Genomic DNA, 26353 nt, shown 5'->3' on the forward strand with positions numbered 1-26353 from the left:
GTTCCCGTTTTGGGGGCGCTGGGCGGGATGCGATGCAAGGCGCTCCGAGCGCCGTGTGGCGAGCCACACAAGTGAGGAGCAACGCCGCAGCGCGCCCGCCCTGCGCTCCCAAAACGGGAACTTATTCCGGGCCAAATCCCAAGCAGCGCCGCTCTGTGGCCCGCGAGAACCCGGCCTTTCGGGTGACTCAGGAAAGGGCTTCCCGGCGCGTTGCAAATGCTCGACATAGACGACACCATGTCTGCGCTTCGCGCCTTGCGGGTAGCCCTTTCCTGAGTCACGTGGGTATTCATTCGGAGTGAGCAGGCCGCAAGAGGCCTTGCACCTCCACCGGGCTCAAGAGCCTGTTTGAAATCAGTTCGCCAGCGGTGATGTGACCGCTGCCGAGGAATGCCTTCGGTTGCGGGCCGTAGACGCGCACGTTGGGCGCGTCTGCCAGCGGAGTCCGGCGGCGCACCCCACTGAGGAAGCGGCCGGCGCCTTCGTTGTCGAGACGCACGGCCGGCCAGTCGGCGAGCATGGTGTCGGCGGCCAGGAGTATCTCGTCACGTTGCTCCTCGTTCATGACAGCGAGCTGGTCCAGCGTGACGGCGCCGTCGAGCGTGAGCGGGCCACTGCCCGTGCGCCGCAGCGCGATCAGGTGTGCGCCGCAACCGAGTGCGTCGCCAATGTCTTCGGCCAGCGTGCGAATGTAGGTGCCCTTGCTGCAGCGGACGTCGATGATCCACTCGTCATGCAGACCGCCGAGGATGTTGATCTCACGGATGCTCACTCGACGCGGCTCGCGTTCAACCTCGATGCCGGCCCTGGCATATTCGTAAAGCGCCTTGCCGTCACGCTTGAGCGCGGAATGCATTGGCGGAGTCTGGTCGATCTCGCCAATGAAACTGCGGCAAGCGGCAACCACGGAGCCTACGCTCACATTGACGTCACGCGTCTGAAGCACCGCGCCCTCGGCATCTGCCGTGCTCGTCTTGATGCCGAGCTTGAGCGTGGCTGTGTAACGCTTGTCCGCATCGAGGCTGATCTGCGAGAACTTGGTGGCGGCACCAAAGCACAGCGGCAGCAGGCCAGTCGCGAGGGGATCGAGCGTGCCGGTGTGCCCGGCCTTCTCCGCACGATAGAAGCGCTTCACCTTTTGCAACGCATCGTTGCTCGACAGGCCCATGGGCTTGTCGAGCAAGAGCACACCATGAACGGCACGCTTGGGGATGCGAGGGCGAAGGGCTTGCATGGATTGAGTTCAGTCTTCCTTGGCCCGCGTCGCGTTGGCCTGTGCGATGAGCATGTTCAGCTCGGCCGCACGTTCGGTTGTCTTGTCGAAGAGGAAGTGAAGCGTCGGCACCGTGTGGATCTGCAGCCGTTTGAATAGGCTGTTGCGGATGAATCCGGCCGCTTCGTTCAGGGCCGTCTCACACTCCACGGGATCGCCCACCAACAAGGAGAAGAACACCTTTGCATGCGCGTAGTCCGGCGTGACCTCGACTGCATGGATCGTCACCATGCCAACTCGTGGATCTTTCAAGTCACGGACAAGCTCCGCCACGTCGCGCTGAATCTGGTCGGCGATGCGGAAGCTCCGGTTGGGAATCTGACGCTTGTGCTTCATTGTGTGTCCTTTGCGGCCCCATCAAACACAAACCCCGCCTTCTTTCGGAGGCGGGGTTTGGGGACGAAACCCGCTACCGCCTTACAGCGTTCGAGCGACTTCCTTCACCTCGAAGAATTCCAACTGGTCGCCTTCCGCGATGTCGTTGTAGTTCTTCAGCTTGATACCGCACTCGAAGCCTTCCTTGACTTCGCGCACATCGTCCTTCAGGCGGCGAACCGATTCGATTTCGCCCGTGTAGACCACGACGTTGTCGCGCAGGAGGCGGAAACGTGCACCGCGGCGAACCAGGCCCGCCGTGATCATCGAACCCGCAACCGTACCAATCTTGGACGCCACGAACACCGTGCGAATTTCCGCCGTGCCGATGACTTCTTCCTTCTGCTCCGGCGCCAGCATGCCAGTCATGGCCGCCTTCACCTCGTCGACCGCGTCATAGATGATGTTGTAGTAGCGGATGTCGACGCCGTTGTTCTCGGCCAACTTGCGTGCGCCTGCATCGGCGCGCGTGTTGAAGCCGATGATGACGGCCTTGGAAGCGATCGCGAGGTTGATGTCGCTTTCGCTGATGCCACCGACCGCCGCATGCACGATCTGCACCTTGACTTCGTCGGTGCTGAGCTTGACGAGCGATTGACCGAGCGCTTCCTGCGAGCCTTGCACGTCCGCCTTGATGATCAAGGCGAGCGTCTGCGCTTCGCCCTGGCCCATGTTCTCGAACATGTTCTCGAGCTTGGCGGCCTGCTGCTTCGCCAGCTTCACGTCGCGGTACTTGCCCGAACGGAAGGTTGCAATTTCGCGGGCACGGCGCTCGTCGGACAGCACCATGAACTCGTCACCGGCTTGCGGCACTTCGGTCAGGCCCTGGATCTCGACCGGGATCGACGGACCGGCTTCGGTCGTCGCCTTGCCATTCTCGTCCAGCATGGCGCGAACGCGGCCGTAGGTTGAACCGGCCAGCACCACATCGCCACGCTTCAGGGTACCCGACTGTACGAGCACAGTTGCGACCGGGCCGCGGCCTTTATCCAATTGCGCCTCGACGACGAGGCCCTTGGCCAGGGCTTCCTTGGGTGCTTTGAGTTCCAGCACTTCGGCCTGCAGCAGCACTTGTTCGAGCAACTGGTCGATGCCCATGCCGGTCTTGGCCGAGACCGGAACGAAAGGCGAATCGCCGCCAAAATCTTCCGGCACGACGCTTTCTGCCACGAGCTCGCTCTTCAGACGCTCAATGTTGGCCTCTGGCTTGTCCATCTTGTTCATCGCAACGACGATGGGCACGCCCGCAGCCTTAGCGTGGTGGATGGCTTCCTTGGTCTGCGGCATCACGCCGTCGTCCGCCGCCACCACAAGAATGACGATGTCTGTCGCCTTGGCGCCGCGAGCACGCATCGCAGTGAACGCCGCGTGGCCCGGGGTGTCAAGGAAAGTGATAGTGCCGCGTGGCGTGTCGACGTGATAGGCGCGGATGTGCTGCGTGATGCCGCCCGCCTCACCTGCTGCAACGCGGGCACGGCGGATGTAGTCGAGCAGAGAGGTCTTGCCGTGGTCGACGTGACCCATGACGGTGACGACCGGTGCACGAGGCAGCATCTCGTGCGCCCCTTCGACATCACCCTCTTCGAGGAACGCTTCCGGATCGTCGAGCTTGGCGGCGAAGGCCTTGTGGCCCATTTCTTCAACCAAGATCATTGCGGTCTCTTGGTCGAGCTGCTGATTGATCGTGACCATCTGACCGAGCTTCATCAATTGCTTGATGACTTCAGAGGCCTTGACCGACATCTTGTGGGCGAGGTCGGCCACGCTGATGGTCTCGGGCACGTGCACTTCCTGCACTTGTGCCTCGGCCGGCGCGACGAAGTTCGACTGAACGCCGTCGCGCTCGGCGCCACGACGACCGCCGCGCGGTGCGCGCCAGCCGGCGCGTGCTCCGCCTGCGGGTGCATCGGTACGGCCCTTGACGGCGCCACGCTTCTTGGCGGCATCGTCGGCCCAGCTCGACGAGAGCTTCTCGGACTTGATGGACTTCTTGTCCCCCGCCTTCGCGACGGTACCCGGCGCTGCAGGTGCTCCCGGCGCAGCGTTGGCCTTGTGGATCGTGCCCTTGATACCTTCCTTGCCTGCTTCCGGCTTGGGGGGTTCTGCCGGCTTCTTGGCCGTGAGCACTTTCTTTGGCGCGTTCATCATCGCGCGAATCGCCGCCGCCTCGTCCTCTGCTGCCTTGCGACGCTTGGCGAGGTCCGCGGCACGCTGCTTCTCTTCGTCGACGACGTCGGCGGCCTTGATCACGCGCAGGGCAGGCTTGGGCGGTTCGACCGGCTTGGGGGGTTCAACGGGTGCGGCGGGCGCGGCGAAGCGTGCCGGATAGACCGGCGCACCGACTCGCGGTGCCGGAGCCGCTGCGGCCGCAGCGGCAGCAGCTGCCTTTGCTGCTGCAGCTGCTTCTGCAGCCGCCTTCGCCGCCGCTTCGGCGGCTTCCCGCTGGCGTGCTTCGGCGGCTTCGCGTTCGATGCGAGCCTGCTCTTCGCGCTCACGGCGCTTTGCTTCGAGTTCTTCTTCCTGGCGGCGCAGCAGTTCTGCCTGAGCCTGCGCTTCGAGTTCGCGGCGCTCGAGCTCAGCATCGTCGACCACTGGCGCGGCGGGCGCCTCGCTGGCCGGCGACTCATCACGCTTGATGAAAGTGCGCTTCTTTCGAACTTCGACCTGGATGGTGCGCGCCTTGCCGCTCGCATCGGCCTGTTTGATCTCACTGGTCGACTTGCGGGTGAGCGTGATCTTCTTGCGCTCAGCGCCAGCGGTACCGTGGGCGGAACGCAGGTGATCGAGCAGACGCTCCTTGTCCGTTTCGGTCAGCGCGTCATCCGTCGACGCCTTGCTGACGCCAGCCGACTGCAACTGCTCGAGCAGTGCCGTGGCCGAGCGGTTGAGCTCTGCGGCGAGTTGGGCGACGGTAGTCACAGCCATTGTTGAATCCTTGCGTATGTCTTGCGGTGTGGCTTGCAGGTCAGGTCGGACGTGAATCGATTCAAGCGGTGAACCAATGTTCACGCGCCTTCATGATCAAGGCCTTGGCCTGTGTTTCGTCGACACCGGTCATCTCGGTCAGTTCGTCGACCGCGAGGTCGGCGAGGTCGTCGCGGGTGTGAATCCCGCCGTCGGTCAGCTTCTCAATGAGTTCGGGGCTCAGGGTCCCGAGGTCACGCAGGTCCTGCGAAACGTCGTCGACCTTTTCTTCCCGGGCGATTTCCATCGTCAAGAGAGCGTCTTTGGCGCGGGTGCGCAGTTCATTGACGGTGTCCTCGTCGAAGCCTTCGATGTCGAGCATTTCCTGCATCGGCACATAGGCGACTTCTTCGAGACTGGAGAATCCTTCAGCGATGAGGATGTCTGCGACTTCGGCGTCGACGTCCAGCTTCTCGACAAAGAGCTTGCGAACCGAATCGCTCTCTTCAGCTTGCTTGGCGGACGATTCCTCGGCCGTCATGATGTTGATGCGCCAGCCGGTGAGCTCAGACGCGAGTCGCACATTCTGTCCGCCACGGCCGATGGCGATGGCGAGGTTTTCCTCGTCGACTACCACGTCCATGGCGTGACGCTCTTCGTCAACGACGATCGATTGCACGTTTGCCGGAGCAAGCGCACCGATGACAAACTGTGCCGGGTCTTCTGACCACAGCACGATGTCAACACGTTCGCCGGCCAGTTCATTGGTGACCGCATTGACGCGAGAACCACGCACGCCCACGCAGGTACCGATCGGGTCGACGCGCTTGTCGTGCGACAGGACGGCGATCTTGGCGCGTGAACCGGGGTCGCGGGCGCAGCTCTTTATCTCGAGCAGGCCTTGTTCGATCTCGGGCACTTCTTGTGCGAAGAGTTCTGTCATGAAACCGGGGGCGCTGCGCGACAGCAGGATTTGCGGTCCGCGAAGAGTGGGATCGACTTCGGCGATGTATGCGCGGACGCGGTCACCCGAGCGAAGGTTTTCCTTTGGGATCATCTCGTTGCGACGCAGGCGCCCTTCGACGCGCCCCGATTCGACAATGAGGTCGCCCTTGTCCAGTCGCTTGACGGTGCCCACGAAGATTTTTTCGCCACGCGAAAGAAAATCGTTGAGCAATTGCTCGCGCTCGGCATCGCGGATCTTTTGAAGAATGACCTGCTTGGCGGCTTGCGCGCCGATGCGACCAATTGAGACGGATTCGACCGGCTCTTCAATATAGTCGTCGACGTCAATGTCGGAAATCTGTTCGAGCGCCTCGAAATGAAGGATTTCGGAATCGGGCAGTTGCAGGCCGGCCTCGTTGGGTACCACGTGCCATCGACGGAAGGTTTCGTAGTCGCCGGTTTCACGGTCGACGGATACGCGCATGTCGACTTCGCCGCCATGCAGCTTCTTGGACGCAGAAGCAAGCGCTGCTTCGACAGCGCCGAACACGATTTCGCGGTCCACGCTCTTCTCGCGAGAGATGGCGTCCACCAGCATCAACAGTTCGCGATTCATTCTTTTTGACCTCCAACCTCTTCATCGGCCTGAAGCTCTTCGCTCGCAGGCGCCATCGGGGCCGGCGCGAACCGCCGCCCCTTGAAATCGACCACCGGCACGAGCCGGGCTTCACGAACCTCTTCCAACGAGAAACCGAGGGCCTGCTCGGCCTTGCCGTCGTTGAAGACGATGCGCCATTGGGCGGCCTCGCCTTCCTTGGGCTGCTCTTGCACCTGCAGAACACCCTGGTATTTCTTGCGCCCCTGGAACGGCATCTTGAGCGTGAGCTCGATCTGCTCACCCGCAAACCGGACGTAGTCAGCCGCCTTCTTCAGCGGACGATCGAGACCAGGGGAAGACACCTCGAGGCGCTCGTAGGAGCCACCTTCGACCTCGAGCACGTGCTGCAGTTGCCGAGTGACTTTTTCGCAATCGTCGACGGTGATGAATTCGCCGTCGGGATCGCCGGGCAAACGGTCGATGAACACACGCAGCAAACCCCGAGCGCTACGCTCAATGTCGACCAGGTCGTAGCCTAGGCCGGTGACGGTTCGTTCGATGGCGGCTTGCCAGTTCATCAATCTGTGTTTGCCTAACGTTTAACTGAAGCGAAATTGCTAATTCAAGAAAGCGGCCATGCAAAAAAAATGGGCCGGAAGAATCCGCCCATGCAGCTTTCTCGGGAAACCAGGATTGTACTTCGCAAACCCGTTACAGACAACAGTTTGAACTGTCAAGCCCACTTGCGGGCGGGGTACATATCCTCTCCAACGGGTGCAGTGAGTGTTCCCGCAACCCGTAATTCGGGCACCCGACGGAATGCAGCGTGCAGGCTGCACCGCTCCTGCATGCAAGAATTCCAGACTGACTGACACTGACACCTATTTTCGTTTGGAGACACTATGGGATTTTTGGCCGGAAAGCGGTTCCTCATCACCGGCGTACTGAACAACCGCTCGATTGCGTACGGCATAGCCAAAGCATGCCACCGCGAAGGCGCGGAGCTAGCGTTCAGCTACCAGGGCGAACGTTTCAAAGACCGCATTACCGAGTTCGCCGCCGAATTTGGCTCCTCGCTCACCTATGAACTCGACGTGGCCGACGACACCCAGATCGAGCACGCCTTCAGCCACTTGGGCGAAGTGTGGCCAGAATTCGACGGATTCGTGCATGCCATCGGCTTCGCGCCGCGCGAGGCGATTGCCGGCGACTTCCTTGAGGGACTGTCTCGCGAGGCTTTCCGCATAGCGCACGACATTTCGAGCTACAGCTTCCCGGCAATGGCCAAGGCCGCCGCGCCGCGCCTACGCAAGAACTCCGCATTGCTGACGCTGAGCTACCTTGGCGCGATGCGTAACGTGCCGGGCTATAACACAATGGGCCTGGCCAAGGCCTCCCTGGAAGCCAGCGTGCGCTATCTGGCCGCAAGCCTCGGCCCCAAGGGCGTGCGAGTGAATGCGATTTCTGCTGGCCCGATCAAGACACTTGCAGCATCGGGAATCAAGGGATTCGGCAAGATCCTCGACGTGGTCGCTACCAACGCACCGCTGCGGCGCAACGTCACTATCGAGGACGTGGGCAACGTGGCTGCGTTTCTGCTATCGGACTTGGCGGCGGGCGTAACATCGGAGATCACTTACGTCGATGGGGGCTTCAGCCACGCGATGGCTGGCGGATCGGATGTCTCGGCCTGACCATCAGCCGCCCCGATGATCAAGGCCCGCTCATGCGGGCCTTTTTTCTATCCATCACAGTTTGCGGCACGCGACTGAGCTCACGCAGACAAGTGCCGCAGCCATCATCATCAAAGATCGTCGAGAGCCCGCGCCGCGCCGATCAAGGCGGGCGAAACCTTCGACTGCACGACGAAGGTCGGGATCTGCTCCAAGTAGTGGCGAAAGCGGCCCTTGCTTTCGAAGCCTTGTCGAAAGCGCGACGCATCAATGGCCACCCCCAAGCGCGGAACGATCCCACCGCCGATATAGAGACCGCCAAGCGAGCCGAGCAACAGCGCCAGGTTGCCCGAGATCGTGCCGAGGAAGCTGAAGAAAAGGTCCAGCGCCTCCACGCATCGACCGTCTGCCCCGGCGACGGCACGTTCGGTGATCTGCGCTGCATTCAGAGCGGCGGGCACCTCATTCGCCAACTCGCAGACAGCCCCGTACAGGTTCTCGATTCCCGGCCCCGACAACGCACGCTCGGCCGATGCATGCCCGAATCGGCGACGAAGAATCGCGAGGACCCGCTCCTCGCGCTCGTCGATGGCGGCGAGTGTCACGTGCCCCCCCTCCCCGTTGAGCGGGATGGCGCCGCGCCCCGATCTGGCCGGCAACAAGCCCGAGACACCAAGTCCGGTGCCGGGACCGAGGAGCGCCAGCGGAGCGCCCGCCACTGCCGTACCGGGACCCACCTGCCGCAATTCTGAAGGCGCGATCCCCGGCAGCGACAAGGCCAGCGCCGTGAAGTCGTTGATCACCAGAAAGCGCCCCAACCCCAGTTCGCGCTCGGCCTCGGAAATCGAGAATGACCAATGGTGGTTGGTCATCTGTACATGGTCGCCGACAACAGGGTTGGCAATGCCGAGCGCGCACCATCGCGGCCGGTCTTTGCCTGTCTTGGTGAGGTAGTCACGCACTGCGTCGACCAACGTCGCATAGGCGTCGCACGGAAGGGTGTGGATGTCGGTCAACGGAGCCCCGGCGAACTCGATCCGCCCAAAGCGGGCGTTCGTGCCGCCAATATCCCCGACCAAGCGAGGGAAGGTGATTGCCTGCATTGGTTCGCTCCGATCTTCTGTCTTCTTGATCTTTCGATGCATCAACCTTGTTCGAACCGAGTCAGCTTTCGTCCCTTGCGAGGACATGGCCAAGAGATCACGCAAGGTAGCAAAACTACATTTTCCATCTTGCGAGTCGCTTCAAGACAAGGCCGGACGATGCGTAGCCTCGAGCCCGAAGCATGACTCAATTTGAAGACCGAAGCGGCAAAGGCGCTTGCGGACTGGAAGGCCAGGTACCCGACGAAGAAGATCGGTGGACATGCAGCGCGCTTCAGCGTCTGGCCGTCCGCACGACATGGCCGGACGGCGGGTCCCCTGGCCTGCAAATGCAACTCCCTGGCCCATGCGGTCAAGACCCTGGCCGCAATGTTCCCATACTAGGCGCCAGTCCCTCAACCACGCGCTGCGTCCGGCGCCGCGCCGATTCTTGCGATGAGCACGTCCACGAGACTGTCCGACCAGGTGCGGCTGCTGCCGCGAGTCAACGGATGGTTTGCCCACCCGTACCTCGTCTCCCCGATCACCTTCGGCCTATTCACACTGCACTCACACCTGTCGATGCTCGACTCTTTCGTCGAGGATCCCGAGCAGCACCGCTCCTCCGTGCAGGTGCCCGAGCTGCGCGGCGGCCCGTTCATCGACTACGCCGGTGACGTCGCCGACATCCGGCGCTTTCGCGACCGCACACGCCAGTGCTGCGCGCCCCAGCTGCGGGCGGCCGAGGCCATCAACGCGCTGTTCGAGCTGCTACAGGGGCAAGCCCGCGGCGGCGGCTTGGCGGGGCTGTATGCGCAGGTCGACCCGGCCATCCGGCACATGGTGGAGGTCTTCTACGACGTGAGCAAACAGCCCGGCGCACGCTTCCTCGAGCGGCTGTTCTACGACAGCCCGTTGTACGACACCGCTCTGCAGTCGTGCATGCTCGAACCGGTGAGCCTGCAGCCGCGGCCCTTCGCGCTATCCACCCCGCAGATCCGCCGCACGCCCGGCTCGGTGGAAATTACCGCACCCTTCGTCGATCCGATCTGGGACCACCTGTGCGCGGGCGTCGGCCCCGGGACCGACCTCGTGGAAATGCTGCGCCCGTACATCGCCGAGGAGGCCTTCGATCCCGTGGCACTGCGCACGCTGCTGACTCAGGCGCCGCGGAACGCGCACGACGCGCCGCCGGCCGAGGGCGTGCGTGTGCGCTACTTCGGCCATGCCTGCGTGCTCATCGAGGGCTGCGGCGTCAGCATTCTGGTCGACCCGCTGCTGAGCTACCCGGGCGAGTGCACGCTGGACCACTACACCTTCGACGACCTGCCCGAGCAGATCGACTACGTGCTCATCACGCATCCGCACCAGGACCACATCGTGATGGAGACGCTGCTGCGCATTCGCCACCGCGTGCGCCATGTCGTGGTCGGACGCGCCGGCGGCGGTGACCTGCAAGACGTCTCGCTCAAGCAGTTCTTCGAGCGCATCGGCTTTCCCAGCGTGCTGGAGCTGGCCGATTACGACGAGATCGCACTGCCCGGCGGGCGCATCGTGGGCGCGCCGTTCTACGGCGAACACGCCGACCTGGACATCCGCACCAAGCTCGTACACGCCATCGAGCTCGGCGGCAAGGTCTTCGTGCTCTTCGCCGACTCCAACCCGGCTTGCGTGGAGTTCTACGAGCCGCTGCGCCGCATGTTCCCGAAGGTGGACTGCATGTTCCTCGGAATGGAGTGCGTGGGCGCTCCGGCCACTTGGTTCTACGGCCCGCTGCTGCAGAAAATGCTCACCCGTGGCGAGGACCAGTCGCGCCGCCTCGACGGCTGCGACCTTGCCACCGCCCAGAAGCTGCGCGCCTTCTTCCAGCCCGAGCACCTGTATGTCTATGCCATGGGCGCCGAGCCCTGGATCACCCACATCACCAGCATCGTGTATTCCGAGGACCTCCCGCAGTTCCAGGCCGCTCGCGGCCTGGAAGCTGCCGCGAGCGACGCCGGCCACCACGCCGAGCTGCTCTATGGAAAGAAGGAAATCGTGTTTTAGCCAAGCGCGACCCTGCCCCCCTCTCCCCGCAAGCGGGGCGAGGGAAGTTTCATGCGTCGCAAGATGCACTGTGTCATGGAGCACGGACATGCGGCACACGATGTGCTGGCGGCTGCAGACCTCACTTCTCCTTTTGACCGATGGACTGGCAGCTTCTACTGAATCGAATCAAAGGCTATGACGTTCACCTCTTCACCCTCGGCGGTGCAGAGATCAGCGCCTCGTCTGCCGTGAAACTGGTGGTATTTTTTGTCGGCCTGCTGTGGACTGCAGGCTGGCTGCGGCGCTGGACGGTGGAGCGCGCGCTGCGCCACACGCCCATGGATGACGGCACACGCCAGGCGGTGGGCAGCATCGTGCGCTATCTGGTGTTGGTCGTGGGCGTGGTGCTCATCCTGCAGAACGCGGGGCTCAACTTGTCGGCGTTCAGCGTCCTGGCTGGCGCAGTAGGCGTGGGCGTGGGCTTTGGTCTGCAGAACATCATCAGCAACTTCGTGAGCGGGCTGATCATCATGATCGAACGACCGATCAAGATCGGCGACCGGGTGGAGGTGGGCGGCATCGAAGGCACCGTGCAGGACATCGGCGCACGCCGCACGACAGTCATCACCAACGACAGCATGGCCATCCTCGTGCCCAACCAGCGCTTCATCCTCGACAACGTGGTGAACCATGTCTTTGCGGAGAGACCGATCCGCCTTCGCATACCCGTGCAAGTGCAAAGCGGGACCGATCCGGAGTTGATGCGACGGCTGCTGTGCGATGCGGCACAAGAGCACCCGAAGGTGTTGTCGGATCCGGCCCCTGAGGCCCTGGTGACGAGTTTGGGTGGTGCGGCGACAGCCTACGAACTCGCCGTGTGGCACGAGGCGCGGGGACCGAAGCGGCAGCAGTTGGCCAGTGATCTGGCGTATCTGATTGCGAAACGCTTGAGGGCGAATGAGATCAAGGGGGCGTAGGGCAGTGCAAGCCCTTCGAACCTACAACAAGAACTCAAATCGCCTGGCCACCCATTCCTGCAGCCTCTGCAACACCCCACGCCGACGCCACATCTCCAGCGTGATCTCATGGCTGGCCGCGATGTCGCCTTGGAAGACCGTTCTCATCTGAGCTCCGAATCCGGCGTCCGTGACGATCGCGTTGGCTTCGGCGTTGTGGATGAAGCTGCGCCAGTCGAGGTTGGCCGAGCCCACCGTGGCCCACACTCCATCGATGACGGTTGTCTTTGCGTGGAGCAAGGCACCTTGCCGCTCATAGATCCGAACGCCCGCCTGCAGCAAGCGAACATAGTGCGATCGGCCCGCCTGCAGCGGCGCCCAGGAGTCGCTCTGGCCAGGCAGCAACACTCGCACGTCCACACCTCGTCGCGCCGCGCAGGCCAACGAGCGCAGCAGGCGGCGCGTCGGCACGAAGTACGCAGTGGTCACGAGAACATCGTGCCGCGCCGCCTCGATCGCCTTGATCAGCGCGCGATAGAACGGGTTGCGACGGCGACCGGCATCGCATGACGCGACAGCACCGCGTAGATGTCCAGCCGGGGCTGGTGGTGGGAAATAGTCGGCCTGCTGGACAGGCTCGCAGCCATGTTTGTTCCAGTGCGTGATGAAGAGGGATTGCAACTGCGCGACGAGCGATCCGCGGATGCACACGTGCGTGTCGCGCCAAGGCGTCGTCGCCTCGGCTTGCGCCCCCGCCGACCGCGCTGAATACACGCCACTGATGTTGATCCCGCCGACGAAGGCCACGCTGCCGTCGACCACCATCAGCTTGCGGTGGTCGCGCAGATGCACCGCCCGCGTGAAGACGCGCTTCCACGATCGCAGCGGGTTGTATTCGCACAGGCGGACTCCCGCTGCCTGCAGCATCTCGAAATAGGCATCCGGCGTGCGGATGGAGCCGAAGCCGTCGTACAGCAGGTTGACCTTCACGCCCTCGCGGCACTTGGCGAGCAGGCGGCGCGCGAGTTCGGCGCCGGGGCCGTCGGCCTCGACGATGTAGCTTTCGATGTTGATGTGATTGCGCGCGGCGTCGATGGCCGCAAACATTGCTTCGTAGGTCGCCGGTCCGTCGATGAGCAGTTCGACTTTATTGCCCGCAACGAGCGGCATGGCCAGGGCGCGCATGAGCACGCGCGCATGGTGACGCACCAAGGCGCCGTTGTGCGGCGTGTCCGAACCATGCGCAGGCTTGCCGTGCAGGTGGCGCAGGCGGGACAGCGCGGCGCCGGGCAAGGAGGCGAGCTTGAGCGCGCCCTGCACCGCCCCGGTCGCGCCGCGATGCAAGGCGATGCCTGCGCGATCGAGTGCATCCCCCGGATCTGGGAGGTGGGCAGCGTCACCGCTGTCGGGGATGGGGTCAACCCGACGCGGCGCCATGATGCGCAGACGCGGTCAGCCGTGTGCCGAGGGCCGGTCGGGGTTGCGTGCAGGGGTCTGTGGGGTGTTTCCCCTGGGATGCGTGCCGCGACGACGGCGGTCCTTGTTGGCATGATCTGCCGGGTCGCGAGAGGGATGGTCGGTGAAAGTTGCGGCACGTCGCGTGGTCGCTTGCATCATGGACTCCAGAAATCGGGACGATTCGGCCAAGCGAGCGACAAGCGCCCACTGCAGCCTGGTCAAAGGTCACGATCTGAAGGAGCAAACGACATTCCGCCATACCAAAAGAGCCTACACCCCGGGAGCTTGATGCGAACTTCTAATAAGAACTACACACGCATGTAAATTGTGCCCGCACGGGATGCAAAAGTCTTCAGAGGCTGAGAGTTTTTCGATCGTGCCCGAGCAGCACGTCAAAAGGCGCCTGATCTGAACACAACCGCAGCAGCGCAGGTCCACCGCGCTCCATCGCCCGTCAATGCCGTCGATACGGACCCGGCGGCGTGGTACGTCCGGCTTGATTCGCGATCTCGTGTTCTTCGACCAGCGGCATCGGCCCTGACTCTTCCGCTTCGCGTGCCTTGTCCTTCGCGGCATAGGCTTCGAGCCGGTTGTACAGCGTCTTCAGGCTGATGCCGAGAATGCGGGCCGCGGTTCGTTTGACACGGCCGCAAGATTCGAGTGTCGCCATCGTCACGCGGCGCTCCACCTCTTCGAGCGGTGTTCCCACGCGCACCACGATCAGCCAGCTCTGGTCTTCGGCTGCGAGCGGCGGGGACTGCGGCGCCTGCGCGCTCTCTACCACCGAGTCGGCAAGGATGTAAGCCCGCTGCACGTAGTTCTTCAACTCACGCACGTTGCCCGGCCAGGTCATCTCGTACAACTTGGCGATCGCTTCTGGCGAGAAGATCTTGTTCGTGCCCTCCATGCGATTGAGCTCGCGCAAAAAATGCTGAGCGAGCATTTCAATGTCATTGCCACGTTCGCGCAGTGGCGGCAAGGTGATCGGGAAGACATTGAGCCGGTGGTACAGGTCTTCGCGGAAGCTGCCCTCGGCCACTGCACGTTCGGGCGATCGGTTGGTGGCGGCGATGACACGCACGTCCGTCACGACGGGCTCGGTCGTCCCGACGCGCACGAAAGTGCCCGTCTCCAGAACACGCAGCAGCTTCACTTGCAGATCCAGCGGCATCTCGGTCACTTCGTCGAGAAAGATCGTGCCGCCCTTTGCCTGTTCGAAAAAGCCGCGATGCTGTCGGTCGGCTCCGGTGAAACTGCCTTTCTCGTGGCCGAACAATTCGCTCTCGATCAGGTTGGGCGATATCGCGCCACAGTTGATCGCAAGAAAGGGAAACTTCTTGCGGCGACTGAGTTCGTGAATGGTGCGGGCCGCCACCTCTTTGCCGGTGCCGCTCTCGCCCGTGAGCAGCACGGTGGCTGCAGTCGGCGCGACGCGGCTCAGCTTGTCGTACAGCGCCTGCATGGGCGGCGAGTCGCCAAACATGTGGCCGAAGCGCCCCGCGCGCCGCAGCTCCTCGCGCAGCTCACCGATCTCGCTTCGAAGCTCGGACGCCTGTGGCTGACGGCGCAGGATGGCCAGCAGGCGTTCAATGTCCACCGGCTTGACGAGGTAGTCACTCGCGCCGATGCGGATAGCTTCGATCGCGGTGTCCACGCTCGCGTGTCCCGTGATCACCACGACTTCGATCTGTGCCGGAGATTCGAGGTCGCGCACGATGTCGGTCCCACGTCCGTCAGGGAGCTGCAGATCGGTCAGCAGCACATCGGGCGTCTGTCGGACAAGTTGGGCCCGGGCATTGCGCAGTGAATCGGCCGTGGCGACGGTGTAGCCCTCAGCGCGGACCACTTCGGACATCCAGTCGACGACATCGGGTTCATCGTCAACGATCAATGCGTGGGGCATGTGGCTTCTCCCTGCGTTGGGCGCAACCGTTGCAGCACTTGCTGCCTCATGTACAAATTTCAGGCCGATCCCAACAAACCACGCAAATGGTCGCGCGGACGGCTTGCAGAAATTTCACAGCAAGTGGCAAGCCAGGTCAAGGTTTATGGCGACGGGACTTAAAGAGAAAGAGTACTTTCCTTCGCGGGCACTGATCCCTTCGCCGGATGGTTAGCCGTAGCGCTTCGAAACTCCCGTAAGACATACCGCCGTGCTGAACTTCAGCCCAGACTTTCCTTTCATTGAAATGCATGAAGCCGGGCCGCAATCATTTCTTCTCAGACGCAGACGATCTCTTCGACGAACGCGATGCGGCCTGCGGACGCGACTCGTCGGTGCTGCGGGATGCACGGCTGCCAGCGGATGATCGCCCTGCCGGCGTCGTGGCTTCTTCGGCCTCTGGAGGCAGGCCCTTTTCTTCGAGCAATTGAGCGCGCTGCGTCTGCATCTGTTCAAGCACGGCGTCCCAGCCCACGCCCGGTCGCGTGAGCTGCACGAACATCTCGTTCTCCTCCTCTTTCACGTGGTGGTCGATGTACTCGCCGAGCACCTTGAAGGTTGCCGCGAATTTGTCATCGCTGGCGCTCATGCTTTTCAACTGTTCGATGAGCACCTTGACCGTCATGTGCTCGACCTCGGCTTCGTCGATGAGGTCTTCTTCCTTGATGGCACTACGCGCCGCCGGGTAGAAGATCTGTTCCTCGAGCGAGGAATGGACCTCGATGGCGGCGAGCGTTTGCTCGACCAGTGCCTCGGCGCTTTCGGACTCCGCTTGCGGGTCCATCTTCTCGAAGTCCTTGAAGGCCTTCTTTACCTTCTTGTGATCGGCCTTGAGCATGTCAATGATCTGGGTCTTGGCGGAAGTAGCCATGGATACATCTCCTTTTGGGTGGCGAGTGCCCCGGTGCTGCGGCAATAGTCATGCCGCGACTTTGTGACTTTCGTCGTGGTCAGCCAGCAGTTGTTGCGGTAAATCACACAAAGCCTCCCGAAATGTCCGACCGAAGGGCGGCTTTTGAGCACGCCGATTGCTCCTCGCAACCCGCAACAGCGAGCGCTTTTTACACAGGCGAAATCGAAAATTCGCAGCATTGGCGCGGATTTCCGGGGACTTTCGAAAGCAGGTTGGCACCGCCTTCCCGCAGCTTGTTACCGATCTCTCACTCGGTTGGCACAGCGGTTGCGGTACACAGTTCAGGACGTGCCGCAGCGCGCTCCCGACGCCCACTCGGCCTCAGAGCTGAGAGTATTTCGAGCGTGTCCGAGCAGCACGTCAAAAGGCGCCTGATCTAGGCGCAAATGCTCGCCATAGCGACGGCTATGGCGAGCATTTGCAACGACGAGCAGAGGTCTTTTGGCGTGATGAGCGGGCATGATCGAAATACTCTCAGCCTCTCAGGCCACGAGTGGTCGCTGCCAATCAACTTTTCATCGAGAGATCCATGAATTCACCGGCGCTCCAGACTCGCACAGAACATCGACAGCATCAGACGCTCACACCGCGCTTGCAGCACGCCGTGCGTCTGCTCCAACTGTCTTCGCTCGACTTCGCGCAGGAAGTGATGGACGCAATGGGCAAGAACCCGTTCCTCGAAATCGAGGAACCATCGGGGGAAGCAGCGGCATCGGAAAGTGCTGGCGACGACTCACAGCGGGAGACCCCTGCCGCAACCGAAGCGCCGCAGGTCGACAACAACGCATCGGCCAGCGACCCCGACACCACCTGGGAACGCGAAAACTGGCAGACGCCGGGAGGAAGCGGAAGCTCCGCAAGCAGTTCCGGCGACACCGACGGCGTGATGGAAATGGTCGCCGCGGACATCGACCTGCGCCAGCATCTTCGCGGCCAGATCAACGTGATGCCTCTGTCCGACCGCGACCGCGTGCTGGTGTGCGCCATCATCGAATCGCTGGACGACGACGGCTACCTTCGCCTATCACTCGACGAACTTGCCGGCATCACTGAACTCGACCCGGTGGTCGACCAGTGCGAAATGAACACGGCCCTGAAACTTGTGCAATCGCTCGACCCCTGCGGCGTCGGCGCGCGAAACGCATCGGAGTGCCTGCTGCTTCAGCTCGAATGCATCGACGATGCAGTCGACCGCGAACTTGCGCGACGCATCATCACAGAGCAGCTCGACAAACTGGCGCAAAGAGACATTCCGGGCCTGGCAAAGGTATTCGATCGCGAGGCCGTGCACATCGAAGCCGTGTGCGACCGCATCCGTCACCTCGATCCGCGACCCGGCTGGCGATTCGGCTCGTCGGACGTGCACTTCGTGGTGCCCGACGTCATCGTCAAGAAGATTCGCGGCCAATGGGCTGCACAGTTGAACCCGGCCGTGGTGCCCAAGGTCCGACTGAACCGCGTGTATGCCGAGCTCTTCCAGCAGCACCGCAATTCGAAGCACGCCGAGCTCGCCGCGCATCTGCAGGAAGCACGCTGGACGGTACGCAACGTGGAGCAGCGCTTCTCGACCATCCTGCTCGTTGCCGAAGCCATTCTTCGCCGGCAGCACCACTTCCTCGAATACGGCCCGCTCGCGATGAAGCCGCTGGGGCTGCGCGAGATTGCCGATGAAGTCGGCTTGCACGAATCGACCGTCTCCCGCGTGACGAACAACAAGTACATGGCGACGCCGTCGGGCGTGTTCGAACTCAAGTACTTCTTCTCGCGCGCCATGCCGACGGCGAGCGGCGGCGCCTGTTCAGCCACCGCGATCCGCGGCGTGATCCAGGACATGATCGCCGGTGAGAACCCGTTGGACCCGCTATCCGACGCCGAAATCGCACGCCAGTTGGCGCGGCAAGGCCTCACAGTGGCGCGCCGCACGGTGACGAAGTATCGGCAGATGCTGAAGGTGGCAGCCGTCGAGCGGCGACGCAAGCACGCCTGAGAGGCTGAGAGTTTTTCGAGCGTGCCCGAGCAGCGCGTCAAAAGACACCTGATCTAGGCGCAAAGCGCAGCCATAGCCCGGGCTATGGCGAGCATTTGCAACGACGAGCAGGGGTTCTTTTGGCGTGATGAGCGGGCATGATCGAAATACTCTCAGCCTCTGAGTCGCGATCGGTCTGTGCGGTCCTCCCCACTGGATTGCTTGAAGGACGGATAATCGTGCTTCGAACACTTCGCCCCCCCGCTTTGCCACTCTTGCCTCGCTGGTTCGTCACATTCGTGGTCACGCTGTTGGTTTCGACCTACGCCGTCGCCACGCTTTTGCCCGGGCGAATGATGGCACCGTCCAGTGATGGGACAGTGCAAGTCAAGACAGCTGGGCCATTGGATCAGCACGCAGACGGACTGGTGGATCAGTGCCCCTGCGACCAAGCGGACGAAGTCCAACCCCCAGACACCTTGGCCGACAGTCCGGAACTGTTCGACTCAGTGCGCCCGTCGCAAGAGGCCGCGCGCCCTGACACCATATCTCAACGCTCGTTCTCGCTGAGAGCCCCATCGCCGTTCCTGGCCGGGCTTGAGCGGCCTCCGCGCCTGCAGGTCGTCATCTAGGCCACGCCACACGTGGCGCGGGGACTTGGGTCCCGTGCAAAACACCGTCAAGGGCACCACCGGCCTGCGCGTGCGGATCAACTTCGCACGCGATATTGATTTCGCTCCAGCTGATTCCCTCCACTTTTCAGACCAACAAAACCACTCATGGCCACACTGTTCGACCCGAACATCTGGATTGCATTCGCAATGCTTACCGGACTGGAAATCGTCCTGGGCATCGACAACATCATCTTCATCTCCATCCTCGTCGGCCGCTTGCCGGCGGAACAACGCGACAGGGCCCGCCGGCTCGGGCTGGGCTTCGCAATGGTGTCGCGTCTGCTGCTGCTGCTCTCTCTCAGTTGGGTGATGGGCTTGACTGCGGACCTCTTCACCATCATGAACCAGGGCATCAGCGGGCGGGACTTGGTGCTCTTGCTGGGCGGCATCTTCCTGCTCTACAAGGCTTCCCACGAAATTTTCGTGGAGGTCGAAGCGCGAGATGAGCACGGACCTGGCGACACGGCAATCGCTACTGCAGGCGCAAAGCGCGGGGTCTTCTGGGGCGTGATCGGCCAGATTGCCATCATCGACATCGTGTTTTCGCTCGATTCGGTGATCACCGCCGTGGGCATGGTCGACCAGATCTTCGTGATGATGGCTGCCGTCATCGCATCCGTCGGTGTGATGCTCTTCGCCGCCAAGCCCATCGGCGACTTCGTCGATCTCCATCCCTCGGTCAAAGTGCTTGCGCTTGCGTTCCTGGTCATGGTCGGCATGGCGCTGACCGCCGAAGCCTTCGACATCCATGTACCGAAGGGCTACATCTACGCCTCCATGGCGTTCTCGTTGGCCGTGGAGGCACTCAATATCCGGTCGCGTGCCAAACGAAAGGCCGCCCTGCTGAAGTCCACAGATCGCTCATGACCGAAGGAGGGCAACCCTTTCCCTTCACCATTTTTCATCAACCATTTCGTCCATCAAAGGTCACCACATGAACAAGTATCAAGCTCTTACTGCCGATGTTGCGAACCCCGCAGGTGCGATTCAGCGCAATCGCGTGCTGCGCAATACCTATTGGTTGCTCGCACTGTCGATGATCCCCACCGTCCTCGGCGCCTGGATCGGCGTGTCCACCGGACTCGCACGCGCGATGTCCCCCGGGATCAGTCTCGTGGTGTTCCTGGTGGGGGCCTTCGGCTTCATGTTCGCCATCGAGAAGAACAAGGACTCGGCGGCAGGCGTGCCCATGTTGTTGGGCTTCACGTTCTTCATGGGATTGATGCTCTCGCGTCTGGTGGGCGCCGTTCTCGGCTTGGCCAACGGCGCCAGCCTGGTGATGATGGCGTTCGCCGGCACCGGATTGATCTTTTTCGGCATGGCCACGCTCTCGTCGATCATCAAGCGCGACCTGTCCGTGATGGGGAAGTGGCTCTTCATCGGCGCCATCATGGTGCTGCTCGCGGGCATTGCCAACGTCTTCATCCAGTCCAGTGCATTGATGATCACGATATCGGTGCTGGCCATCGGGGTCTTCTCTGCCTTCATCCTGCACGACCTGAAGCGTGTTCAGGATGGCCTGGAGACCAACTACATCACCGCGACTCTCGGTGTCTACTTGAGCGTGTACAACGTGTTCCAGTCGCTGCTGGCGCTGCTCGGCATTGTTGGATCGCGTGACGACTGAAAGATGCGCCGGTACGGGCTCGACATGTCACCGTGTTGAAGGGATTGCCATGCGACCGATACGATCGGACGCCAATCCCGGCCCGCTCCTGCGTGCGAACACCATGAAGCCGTCTGAACACAGCGAGTCCTCGTACTCTCACAACCGGGTTCTCTTGCTGCTCCTGATCGTCGTGTCCATTGGACTGGGATGGATCCTCCTCCCGTTTTACGGCGCCATCATGTGGGGCGTGATCGTGGCCATGCTGTTCGAGCCCATCTATCGTCGACTCTTGCCGCCGCTGAAGCATCGGCGCACTGTGGCCGCCCTGCTGACTCTGCTGATCGTGCTGCTCATGGTGGTGATCCCCTTCGCGGTCATCACTGCTTCTCTTGCGCAAGAAGCGGCGGCGATTTATCAAAGAATGCAGTCGGGCGAATGGGACCCGGCCATTTACTTCCGCAAACTTTTCGACGCGCTTCCGGCCTTGGCAACCTCGGTGCTCGATCGATTCGGCCTGGCCGACTTCGAGGCATTGCGGCGCTGGTTGTCCGCCGCGCTCACGCAGGCCAGCCGGTTCATCGCGACACACGCTCTCAACTTCGGGCAGAACACCTTCGACTTCGTCGTCAGCGTCTTCGTCATGCTGTATCTCGCTTTCTTCCTGATTCGCGACGGCGACGGCGTCGTTCGTGCCATGAAGCGGGCGATCCCGATGACGCCGGCGCACAAGCAGGAATTGCTCGACACGTTCGCCACCGTGGTACGCGCCACGATCAAGGGCAATCTCGTGGTGGCTGCCGTTCAGGGTGCGCTTGGCGGCATCGCCTTTGGGTTCCTCGGGGTCAGCGGCGCATTGTTGTGGGCGGTGTTGATGGCCTTCTTCTCGCTGCTGCCGGCCGTTGGCGCCGGGCTGGTGTGGCTGCCAGTCGCACTTTTCCTGCTTGCGACTGGCGCGGTGTGGCAGGGTTTCGCGCTGATCGCCTATGGTGTCCTCGTCATTGGCCTGGTCGACAACTTGCTGCGGCCCGTGCTCGTTGGCAGAGACACTCAGATGCCCGACTACCTGATTCTGGTCTCGACCCTCGGGGGCATCGCATTGATCGGCATCAACGGTTTTGTCGTTGGGCCAGCGGCCGCGGCAATGTTCATCGCGGTGTGGCACATCCACGCGAAGATCCTCGCGGCTGCGGCGACGGAGAATGAGTCTCGTGCGCACCGCATTGACAAAGGAGACCACTCATGAGGTGGGATCGCTCCCTGGCTCCGCGAAGACGCCTCATCGCTTCATCATTTGCGCATCGGCGCAGATGCCGCTGCATGGCGAGCGGCGGGGTCCGGCGGCAATGATTTGTCGTTGGCCTTTGGCGCCTTCGCGTCTCGAACACCCGCCGGCCCGTCTGCATCTCTCAGGTGCTGCAGGGTTCGTTGGCAACCGCCGGCACCGTCCTTGTCGCCCGGGTCGAAGAGGGGAATCAATGCGGCAAGCGGATGCACCATCGCCAGCGCCGCGGACGCCAACACCTTCAAGCCAATCGGTTTCTTCTCCAGGTAGACCTGCGGATGATCGAAGGTGCCTTCCAGCCTCACCGGTGAACGCAAGGTGGCCGGACTCATGTCCTTGGGTTTGGAGGTCATTACCAGCGCGAGCCGCTCGTCGGCAAGATTGACGGAGCCGGTGATCAACAGCGTGGAGTCCCGTGTGTCGACCATTGCCGCCTCAGGAGTGAGCAGGCCGGCCTTGGCGTTTGCCTTGACCACCGCGCAGTTCATGGGCAGCGGGTCGTCCCCGACGATCAAGAGGCCCAGGCCTTGTGCAATGTCGATGCCCGCCGCCTCGACGATCAAATGCGAGATCGTGCCGTCGCGCACCCACGCCTGCACCGTGCCATCGGTTGAAGCGATCATCTTCGCCGTTGACCTCCCGTGTGCCTGCAGTTGCGCATGCCCGCCCAGGCGACCCGTCACGTAACCCGGGTTCTCGCCAGACGGCTTCGGCTGCTGCGATGTCTTGTTGCGCGGACGAAGCCATTGATCGAGTTCGATGCCTGCCCAACGGACATTTGCCGTCCACAGTGGATTGGCCTGGGTACCGTCGAGCCCCAGGTTGCCCTTGACCTCGCCGCCCGCAGCACGAGCGAGCAAGTTCGACAGCCTCAGCACGCCGCCGTCAAGCGTGAGGTCGCCATCCAGCGGTGCAAGCGGCTGTCTAAAGAGCGTTCCCAGTTCAGCACGCGTCAGACGGACCTTGACGTTCGCGTTCATCCATCGCAACGATGGAATATCAAGTTCACGATCCGGCAAGACACGCCCGCCTTGCGCCACAACGTGCGCCTTGGCTTTCTCGGTGCCGGGCTTCGGCGCACCGAAGGCTGGCAGCAGGTCTGCCAGTACCAGATGCGATCCGTTCAACTCGCCGGTGAGCATTGGCACCTGGGGCGCGCGGTCGTAGCTGAAATTCCCGCCAAGGTGGCTGTCGCCCACGTCGAGGTCTGCATTCTTGAACGCCCAGCGCTGCCCAGACTTGCTCAGCCGTCCCTTCAGCGTGAAGCGCTCCGTCGTCGGTAAGGTGATGCCCAACGCATCGCCCACCTTCGCGAGCGACGGACCCGACAGGGTGGCGGTGCCATCGATCGCCTGAAAGCTCAGCACGTCGGTGCCGGTGCCGTCGAATGTGAACTTGGCTTCGCTTCCGCCGGAAAGCCGGATGGTGATCGGCACAGCCGTGGCAGTGTCACGCGCCACCAGCGGCAACACGCCCGCCGAGGTCACGCGAAACTGGAACGGCAGCTTCTCGTGGTTCCCTCGTCCTTCAACGACAAGGCCGGCCGCCTGGCCGTTCTGGACTGATGCGCGATCGCCTTCGCTTGTACTCACCTTTGCGGCAAAGCTGGTCTTGAGAACTGCATCGTCGAAGGCGACGTGGCCATGCTCTACCACGAGTTCGTCCACCGTCGGCAGGTCGAACTGTCTTTGCGTCGCAGCGGCCTGCGTCGGCGCAAAGGCCCAGTTCGAATGACCGTCAGCCAAACGCTTGAGCGATGCATCGACCTCGCCGAACCGAAGCGACGCAATGCGCGGCGCTTCGGTGTTGTCCTTGCGTGCCAGTTGCCTGAGCGTGGCGTACGGCAACTCCAGGTGAGCACTCTTGGCGTTGACGAGGTCGCCGCTCAAGAGAGAGTCCGCCGCCAAGCCGTCGGGCGGGCCGATGCGCAGCGAACTCGTGTCCACTCGGATCGAACCGAAGAGCTTGAGCTTGAAGGTGTCGCCGAACTCAACCGGGCGTTGAAGGCGCTTGCTCAGTTGCTGCTGCACCGGCCCCTTCAGGAAAGGCCAGCCTTGAGTCTCGCAGACCACAACGCCGATCAGCGCCGCCGCAACGATGCCAAGAGGCCAGGCGGCGATTCGCCAGCGTGATTTTGAAGCTGGTGTCATGTCGAAGTCCCGTGGATGCCTTCAGCTTGCGGCAAGTGCTGTGCCTCGGCAATTGGTAACTGGCGCTCGCCATGAAGGGCGTGCAGCTTGCAGAAACGCACCAGAGGCTGAGAGTATTTCGAGCGTGTCCGAACAGCACGTCAAAAGGCACCTGATCGAGGCGCAAAGCGCAGCCATAGCTCGTGCTATGGCGAGCATTTGCAACGACGAGCAAGGGGCCTTTGGCCTGATGAGCGAGCGGGCATGATCGAAATACTGGCCTCTTCAGCCGTTTCGACGGGAAGCTTCGCCCGTCCAAATGACCCGTCAGTGTGTAAGACCTGCATTTGTTTGCATGGACTTGCGGCCAGCGCTGCCCTCGTTGCGAGTCCGTTGCTAGACTCGTGCATTCAGGCGCGGCACAGCGCCGACCGCACATTGCGCTGCCACCATACACACGAGTCGGGTCTGTGGAAATATCTGCATGCCGTCACCCGAGGGAGCCCGACTGCCGGGTCGCTGGAGTATTTCCGTGAGTCAGACGCGCACCTCGCTGCGCCGCAAGCTCATGGCGGTGGTCATTGCCACCACCTGCGTTGCCCTGATGCTGAGCGCGACCGCGTTGCTGATCTACGAGCTGCGAAGCTTCCAGAAGTCCTGGATCGAAGACCTCAACACGCAGGCGCGCATCATTGCCCACACCAGTGCGCCAGCACTCAACTTCGACGACCCGAAAGCGGTGGCCGAGAACCTTTCCTTGCTGGAGCTGCGGCCGAAGATCACCGCGGCCGCCGTCTACCGAGGCAACGGCCAGCTCTTTGCGAGCTACGTGCACCCGGAGACAGCCGAGGCCAGCTTGCCCGTGACGGCGCAGGCGCCGGGCATGCTCATCGACGGCGACCGAATCGAACTTTTCCAGCCGATCCGCGAGAACAACCAGATCATCGGCACGGTGTACCTGCGCTCGCGCTACGACATCTTCGGCCGGCTCTTCGATTACCTGCTGATCCTCGCCGCGGTCATGGCGACCAGCCTGTTGACGGCTGCCCTCGTGAGCCGGCGGCTGCAAAGCAGCGTGACCGACCCGATTCTTCATGTGGCACAAGTCGCTCGCAGCGTACTCACCACTCGCGACTTCTCGCTGCGCGCACCCAAGACCTCGGATGACGAGGTCGGCACGCTGGTCGATGCCTTCAACAACATGCTCGAAGAGGTGGGCAAGCGCACGGAGGCGCTTGGACAATCGAACAACCACCTTTCTGTCGAGATGGCCGAACGCCGCAAGGCCGAAGAGGCGCTGCGCGGCGCGGCTCGCACCAAGGACCAGTTCCTGGCAACGCTGGCCCACGAGCTGCGCAACCCGCTCGCGCCGATCACAAATGCTGTGGAAATTCTGCGCCGTTCGTGCAATGAAAACCCGATCCAGCAGCGCGCCTTGCAGATCATGTCGCGCCAAGTGCAGCAAATGGTTCGGCTCATCGACGACCTTCTCGACGTCTCGCGCATCACTACCGGCAAGGTGCTGCTGGAGTCGGGACGCGTGGACATCATCGGCGTGCTTAACAACGCGGTCGAGATTTCATCGCCCGGCATCGAGGCAAGAAAACACCGCCTCACGCTCGATCTGCCGCCGGGGCCGATCTTCGTGGAGGGCGATTCGACACGCCTCGCGCAGGTGTTCGCCAACCTGCTCAACAACGCAGCGAAGTACACCGATGACGGCGGAACGATAGTCGTGCGCATGACAGAAGACGGCCAGGACATCGTCGTGCGCTTCAGCGACAGCGGCGTGGGCATCGCGCCGGAGAAGCAGGACAGCATCTTCGACATGTTCGTTCAGGTTGACCAGTCGCTCGAACGCGGCAACAAGGGCCTGGGCGTGGGGCTCACACTGGCGCGGCAGCTCATCGAACTGCACGGCGGCAGCATCGCCGTGCATAGCGATGGCCTGGGCGAAGGGTCGGAGTTCGTGGTGCGGCTGCCGCGGGGCCGGGTGCCGCCTGCGCCGCCGGAATCGCCGCCGGCCATTCTCGAAACCCTCCCCAGCCACCATGTGCTCATCGCCGACGACAACGTCGACTTCGCCGCGAGTCTACTGAGCATTCTCGACTCGCTGGGCCAGCACGTGACGGTGGTGCACGACGGATTCGCCGCGCTGGAGGCCGCCGGCCGCTTGAGGCCTGAGTACATTTTTCTGGATATCGGAATGCCCGGGATGAACGGTTATGAAGTGGCGCAGCGCTTGCGGCGCCAACCGGCCACCTGCGACGCGGTGATCGTTGCGATCACCGGCTGGGGGCAGGAAAAAGACCGGGAGCGGGCGCGCGATGCGGGCTTCGACATGCATTTGGTAAAGCCGGTGGCTATCGAGCATTTGGTGAAGTTGTTGCGGCAAAGGCGGGCCGCGTCGGTCGCCCGGGTGTAGTCGGGGTCGAAATCTGGACCGAGAGGCTGAGAGTATTTCGAACGTGTCCGAGCAGCACGTCAAAAGGCGCCTGATCTAGGCGCAAAGCGCAGCCATAGCTTGGCTATGGCGAGCATTTGCA

18 protein-coding genes are annotated in these 26353 nt (G+C 62.4%); 8 read left to right on the top strand and 10 right to left on the bottom strand.

All coding sequences use genetic code 11. The annotated features are described in order from the left end of the window. Nucleotides 1-289 precede the first annotated feature (289 nt). The 5 genes from truB to rimP all read right to left on the bottom strand — a co-directional run bounded on the left by truB (nucleotide 290) and on the right by rimP (nucleotide 6673). Nucleotides 290-1234 carry a tRNA pseudouridine(55) synthase TruB gene (gene truB, locus AC30NL_RS02075; protein ID WP_489462355.1) on the bottom strand — a complete coding sequence of 315 codons (945 nt, stop codon included), beginning with the start codon at nucleotides 1232-1234 and terminating at the stop codon, nucleotides 290-292. Between the two features lie 9 nt (nucleotides 1235-1243). After that, nucleotides 1244-1609, bottom strand: a complete 366-nt coding sequence (gene rbfA, locus AC30NL_RS02080; protein ID WP_489462356.1) for a 30S ribosome-binding factor RbfA — start codon at nucleotides 1607-1609, stop codon at nucleotides 1244-1246. Between the two features lie 81 nt (nucleotides 1610-1690). After that, nucleotides 1691-4573 (bottom strand): translation initiation factor IF-2, encoded by a 2883-nt coding sequence (gene infB, locus AC30NL_RS02085; protein ID WP_489462357.1) that lies wholly within the window; start codon nucleotides 4571-4573, stop codon nucleotides 1691-1693. A 61-nt stretch (nucleotides 4574-4634) separates the two neighbouring features. Beyond that, complete coding sequence (gene nusA / locus AC30NL_RS02090) at nucleotides 4635-6113, bottom strand: transcription termination factor NusA (protein WP_489462358.1); 1479 nt, start codon at nucleotides 6111-6113, stop codon at nucleotides 4635-4637. Beyond that, entirely contained in the window at nucleotides 6110-6673 is a 564-nt protein-coding gene (gene rimP, locus AC30NL_RS02095; RefSeq protein ID WP_489462359.1) for a ribosome maturation factor RimP, read from the bottom strand. Before rimP ends, nusA begins: the two co-directional genes overlap by 4 nt. A gap of 324 nt (nucleotides 6674-6997) precedes the next feature. Here rimP and fabI point away from each other — a divergent pair, with 324 nt between their 5' ends. Beyond that, nucleotides 6998-7789 carry an enoyl-ACP reductase FabI gene (gene fabI / locus AC30NL_RS02100; protein WP_489462360.1) on the top strand — a complete coding sequence of 264 codons (792 nt, stop codon included), beginning with the start codon at nucleotides 6998-7000 and terminating at the stop codon, nucleotides 7787-7789. Between the two features lie 110 nt (nucleotides 7790-7899). On the opposite strand, the gene glk is transcribed toward fabI, so the two are convergent. Further along, a complete protein-coding gene (gene glk, locus AC30NL_RS02105) occupies nucleotides 7900-8871 on the bottom strand; it encodes a glucokinase (protein ID WP_489462361.1) in 972 nt (323 codons plus the stop codon). A 435-nt stretch (nucleotides 8872-9306) separates the two neighbouring features. On the opposite strand from glk, the gene AC30NL_RS02110 reads away from it, so the two are divergent. Together AC30NL_RS02110 and AC30NL_RS02115 are read left to right on the top strand one after the other, a co-directional pair. Continuing rightward, nucleotides 9307-10896, top strand: a complete 1590-nt coding sequence (locus AC30NL_RS02110) for an MBL fold metallo-hydrolase (protein ID WP_489462362.1) — start codon at nucleotides 9307-9309, stop codon at nucleotides 10894-10896. 140 nt (nucleotides 10897-11036) lie between these two features. Beyond that, nucleotides 11037-11855 carry a mechanosensitive ion channel family protein gene (locus AC30NL_RS02115; protein ID WP_489462363.1) on the top strand — a complete coding sequence of 273 codons (819 nt, stop codon included), beginning with the start codon at nucleotides 11037-11039 and terminating at the stop codon, nucleotides 11853-11855. A 21-nt stretch (nucleotides 11856-11876) separates the two neighbouring features. Here AC30NL_RS02115 and AC30NL_RS02120 read toward each other — a convergent pair whose 3' ends face one another. From AC30NL_RS02120 to AC30NL_RS02130, 3 genes are all read right to left on the bottom strand, one after another. Then, nucleotides 11877-13271, bottom strand: a complete 1395-nt coding sequence (locus AC30NL_RS02120) for a phospholipase D-like domain-containing protein (protein ID WP_489462364.1) — start codon at nucleotides 13269-13271, stop codon at nucleotides 11877-11879. A 475-nt stretch (nucleotides 13272-13746) separates the two neighbouring features. After that, nucleotides 13747-15195 carry a sigma-54-dependent transcriptional regulator gene (locus AC30NL_RS02125; protein ID WP_489462365.1) on the bottom strand — a complete coding sequence of 483 codons (1449 nt, stop codon included), beginning with the start codon at nucleotides 15193-15195 and terminating at the stop codon, nucleotides 13747-13749. 307 nt (nucleotides 15196-15502) lie between these two features. Beyond that, the gene (locus tag AC30NL_RS02130; RefSeq protein WP_489462366.1) at nucleotides 15503-16105 is read right to left on the bottom strand and encodes a hemerythrin domain-containing protein; all 603 of its coding nucleotides are present in this window, start codon (nucleotides 16103-16105) and stop codon (nucleotides 15503-15505) included. A 571-nt stretch (nucleotides 16106-16676) separates the two neighbouring features. On the opposite strand from AC30NL_RS02130, the gene AC30NL_RS02135 reads away from it, so the two are divergent. The 4 genes from AC30NL_RS02135 (at nucleotide 16677) to AC30NL_RS02150 (ending at nucleotide 21639) form a co-directional block, all read left to right on the top strand. Then, the gene (locus AC30NL_RS02135) at nucleotides 16677-18134 is read left to right on the top strand and encodes an RNA polymerase factor sigma-54 (RefSeq protein WP_489462367.1); all 1458 of its coding nucleotides are present in this window, start codon (nucleotides 16677-16679) and stop codon (nucleotides 18132-18134) included. A 758-nt stretch (nucleotides 18135-18892) separates the two neighbouring features. Next, nucleotides 18893-19654 (top strand): TerC family protein, encoded by a 762-nt coding sequence (locus AC30NL_RS02140; protein WP_489462368.1) that lies wholly within the window; start codon nucleotides 18893-18895, stop codon nucleotides 19652-19654. Nucleotides 19655-19721: 67 nt separating this feature from the next. Further along, on the top strand, nucleotides 19722-20414 hold the full coding sequence (locus tag AC30NL_RS02145; protein WP_489462369.1) for a Bax inhibitor-1/YccA family protein: 693 nt from the start codon (nucleotides 19722-19724) through the stop codon (nucleotides 20412-20414). Between the two features lie 103 nt (nucleotides 20415-20517). Beyond that, nucleotides 20518-21639 (top strand): AI-2E family transporter, encoded by a 1122-nt coding sequence (locus AC30NL_RS02150; protein ID WP_489462370.1) that lies wholly within the window; start codon nucleotides 20518-20520, stop codon nucleotides 21637-21639. A gap of 44 nt (nucleotides 21640-21683) precedes the next feature. On the opposite strand, the gene AC30NL_RS02155 is transcribed toward AC30NL_RS02150, so the two are convergent. Further along, nucleotides 21684-23828 (bottom strand): AsmA family protein, encoded by a 2145-nt coding sequence (locus tag AC30NL_RS02155; protein WP_489462371.1) that lies wholly within the window; start codon nucleotides 23826-23828, stop codon nucleotides 21684-21686. Between the two features lie 511 nt (nucleotides 23829-24339). Between AC30NL_RS02155 and AC30NL_RS02160 the strand changes: the two genes are divergently transcribed. After that, nucleotides 24340-26232: a sensor histidine kinase, YfiR-like protein-associated gene (locus tag AC30NL_RS02160; protein WP_489462372.1), complete on the top strand. Its 1893-nt coding sequence runs from the start codon at nucleotides 24340-24342 to the stop codon at nucleotides 26230-26232. The last annotated feature ends 121 nt before the right edge of the window (nucleotides 26233-26353 follow it).

This window comes from Rhizobacter sp., from assembly GCA_021153565.1.
In the GTDB taxonomy this organism is placed as follows: Bacteria; Pseudomonadota; Gammaproteobacteria; order Burkholderiales; family Burkholderiaceae_C; genus Albitalea.

Coding starts and splice junctions, on each gene's coding strand:
- truB (WP_489462355.1), bottom strand. CDS start 1,234: ATGCAAGCCCTTCGCCCTCGCATCCCCAAGCGTGCCGTTCATGGTGTG.
- rbfA (WP_489462356.1), bottom strand. CDS start 1,609: ATGAAGCACAAGCGTCAGATTCCCAACCGGAGCTTCCGCATCGCCGAC.
- infB (WP_489462357.1), bottom strand. CDS start 4,573: ATGGCTGTGACTACCGTCGCCCAACTCGCCGCAGAGCTCAACCGCTCG.
- nusA (WP_489462358.1), bottom strand. CDS start 6,113: ATGAATCGCGAACTGTTGATGCTGGTGGACGCCATCTCTCGCGAGAAG.
- rimP (WP_489462359.1), bottom strand. CDS start 6,673: ATGAACTGGCAAGCCGCCATCGAACGAACCGTCACCGGCCTAGGCTAC.
- fabI (WP_489462360.1), top strand. CDS start 6,998: ATGGGATTTTTGGCCGGAAAGCGGTTCCTCATCACCGGCGTACTGAAC.
- glk (WP_489462361.1), bottom strand. CDS start 8,871: ATGCAGGCAATCACCTTCCCTCGCTTGGTCGGGGATATTGGCGGCACG.
- AC30NL_RS02110 (WP_489462362.1), top strand. CDS start 9,307: ATGAGCACGTCCACGAGACTGTCCGACCAGGTGCGGCTGCTGCCGCGA.
- AC30NL_RS02115 (WP_489462363.1), top strand. CDS start 11,037: ATGGACTGGCAGCTTCTACTGAATCGAATCAAAGGCTATGACGTTCAC.
- AC30NL_RS02120 (WP_489462364.1), bottom strand. CDS start 13,271: ATGGCGCCGCGTCGGGTTGACCCCATCCCCGACAGCGGTGACGCTGCC.
- AC30NL_RS02125 (WP_489462365.1), bottom strand. CDS start 15,195: ATGCCCCACGCATTGATCGTTGACGATGAACCCGATGTCGTCGACTGG.
- AC30NL_RS02130 (WP_489462366.1), bottom strand. CDS start 16,105: ATGGCTACTTCCGCCAAGACCCAGATCATTGACATGCTCAAGGCCGAT.
- AC30NL_RS02135 (WP_489462367.1), top strand. CDS start 16,677: ATGAATTCACCGGCGCTCCAGACTCGCACAGAACATCGACAGCATCAG.
- AC30NL_RS02140 (WP_489462368.1), top strand. CDS start 18,893: ATGGCCACACTGTTCGACCCGAACATCTGGATTGCATTCGCAATGCTT.
- AC30NL_RS02145 (WP_489462369.1), top strand. CDS start 19,722: ATGAACAAGTATCAAGCTCTTACTGCCGATGTTGCGAACCCCGCAGGT.
- AC30NL_RS02150 (WP_489462370.1), top strand. CDS start 20,518: ATGAAGCCGTCTGAACACAGCGAGTCCTCGTACTCTCACAACCGGGTT.
- AC30NL_RS02155 (WP_489462371.1), bottom strand. CDS start 23,828: ATGACACCAGCTTCAAAATCACGCTGGCGAATCGCCGCCTGGCCTCTT.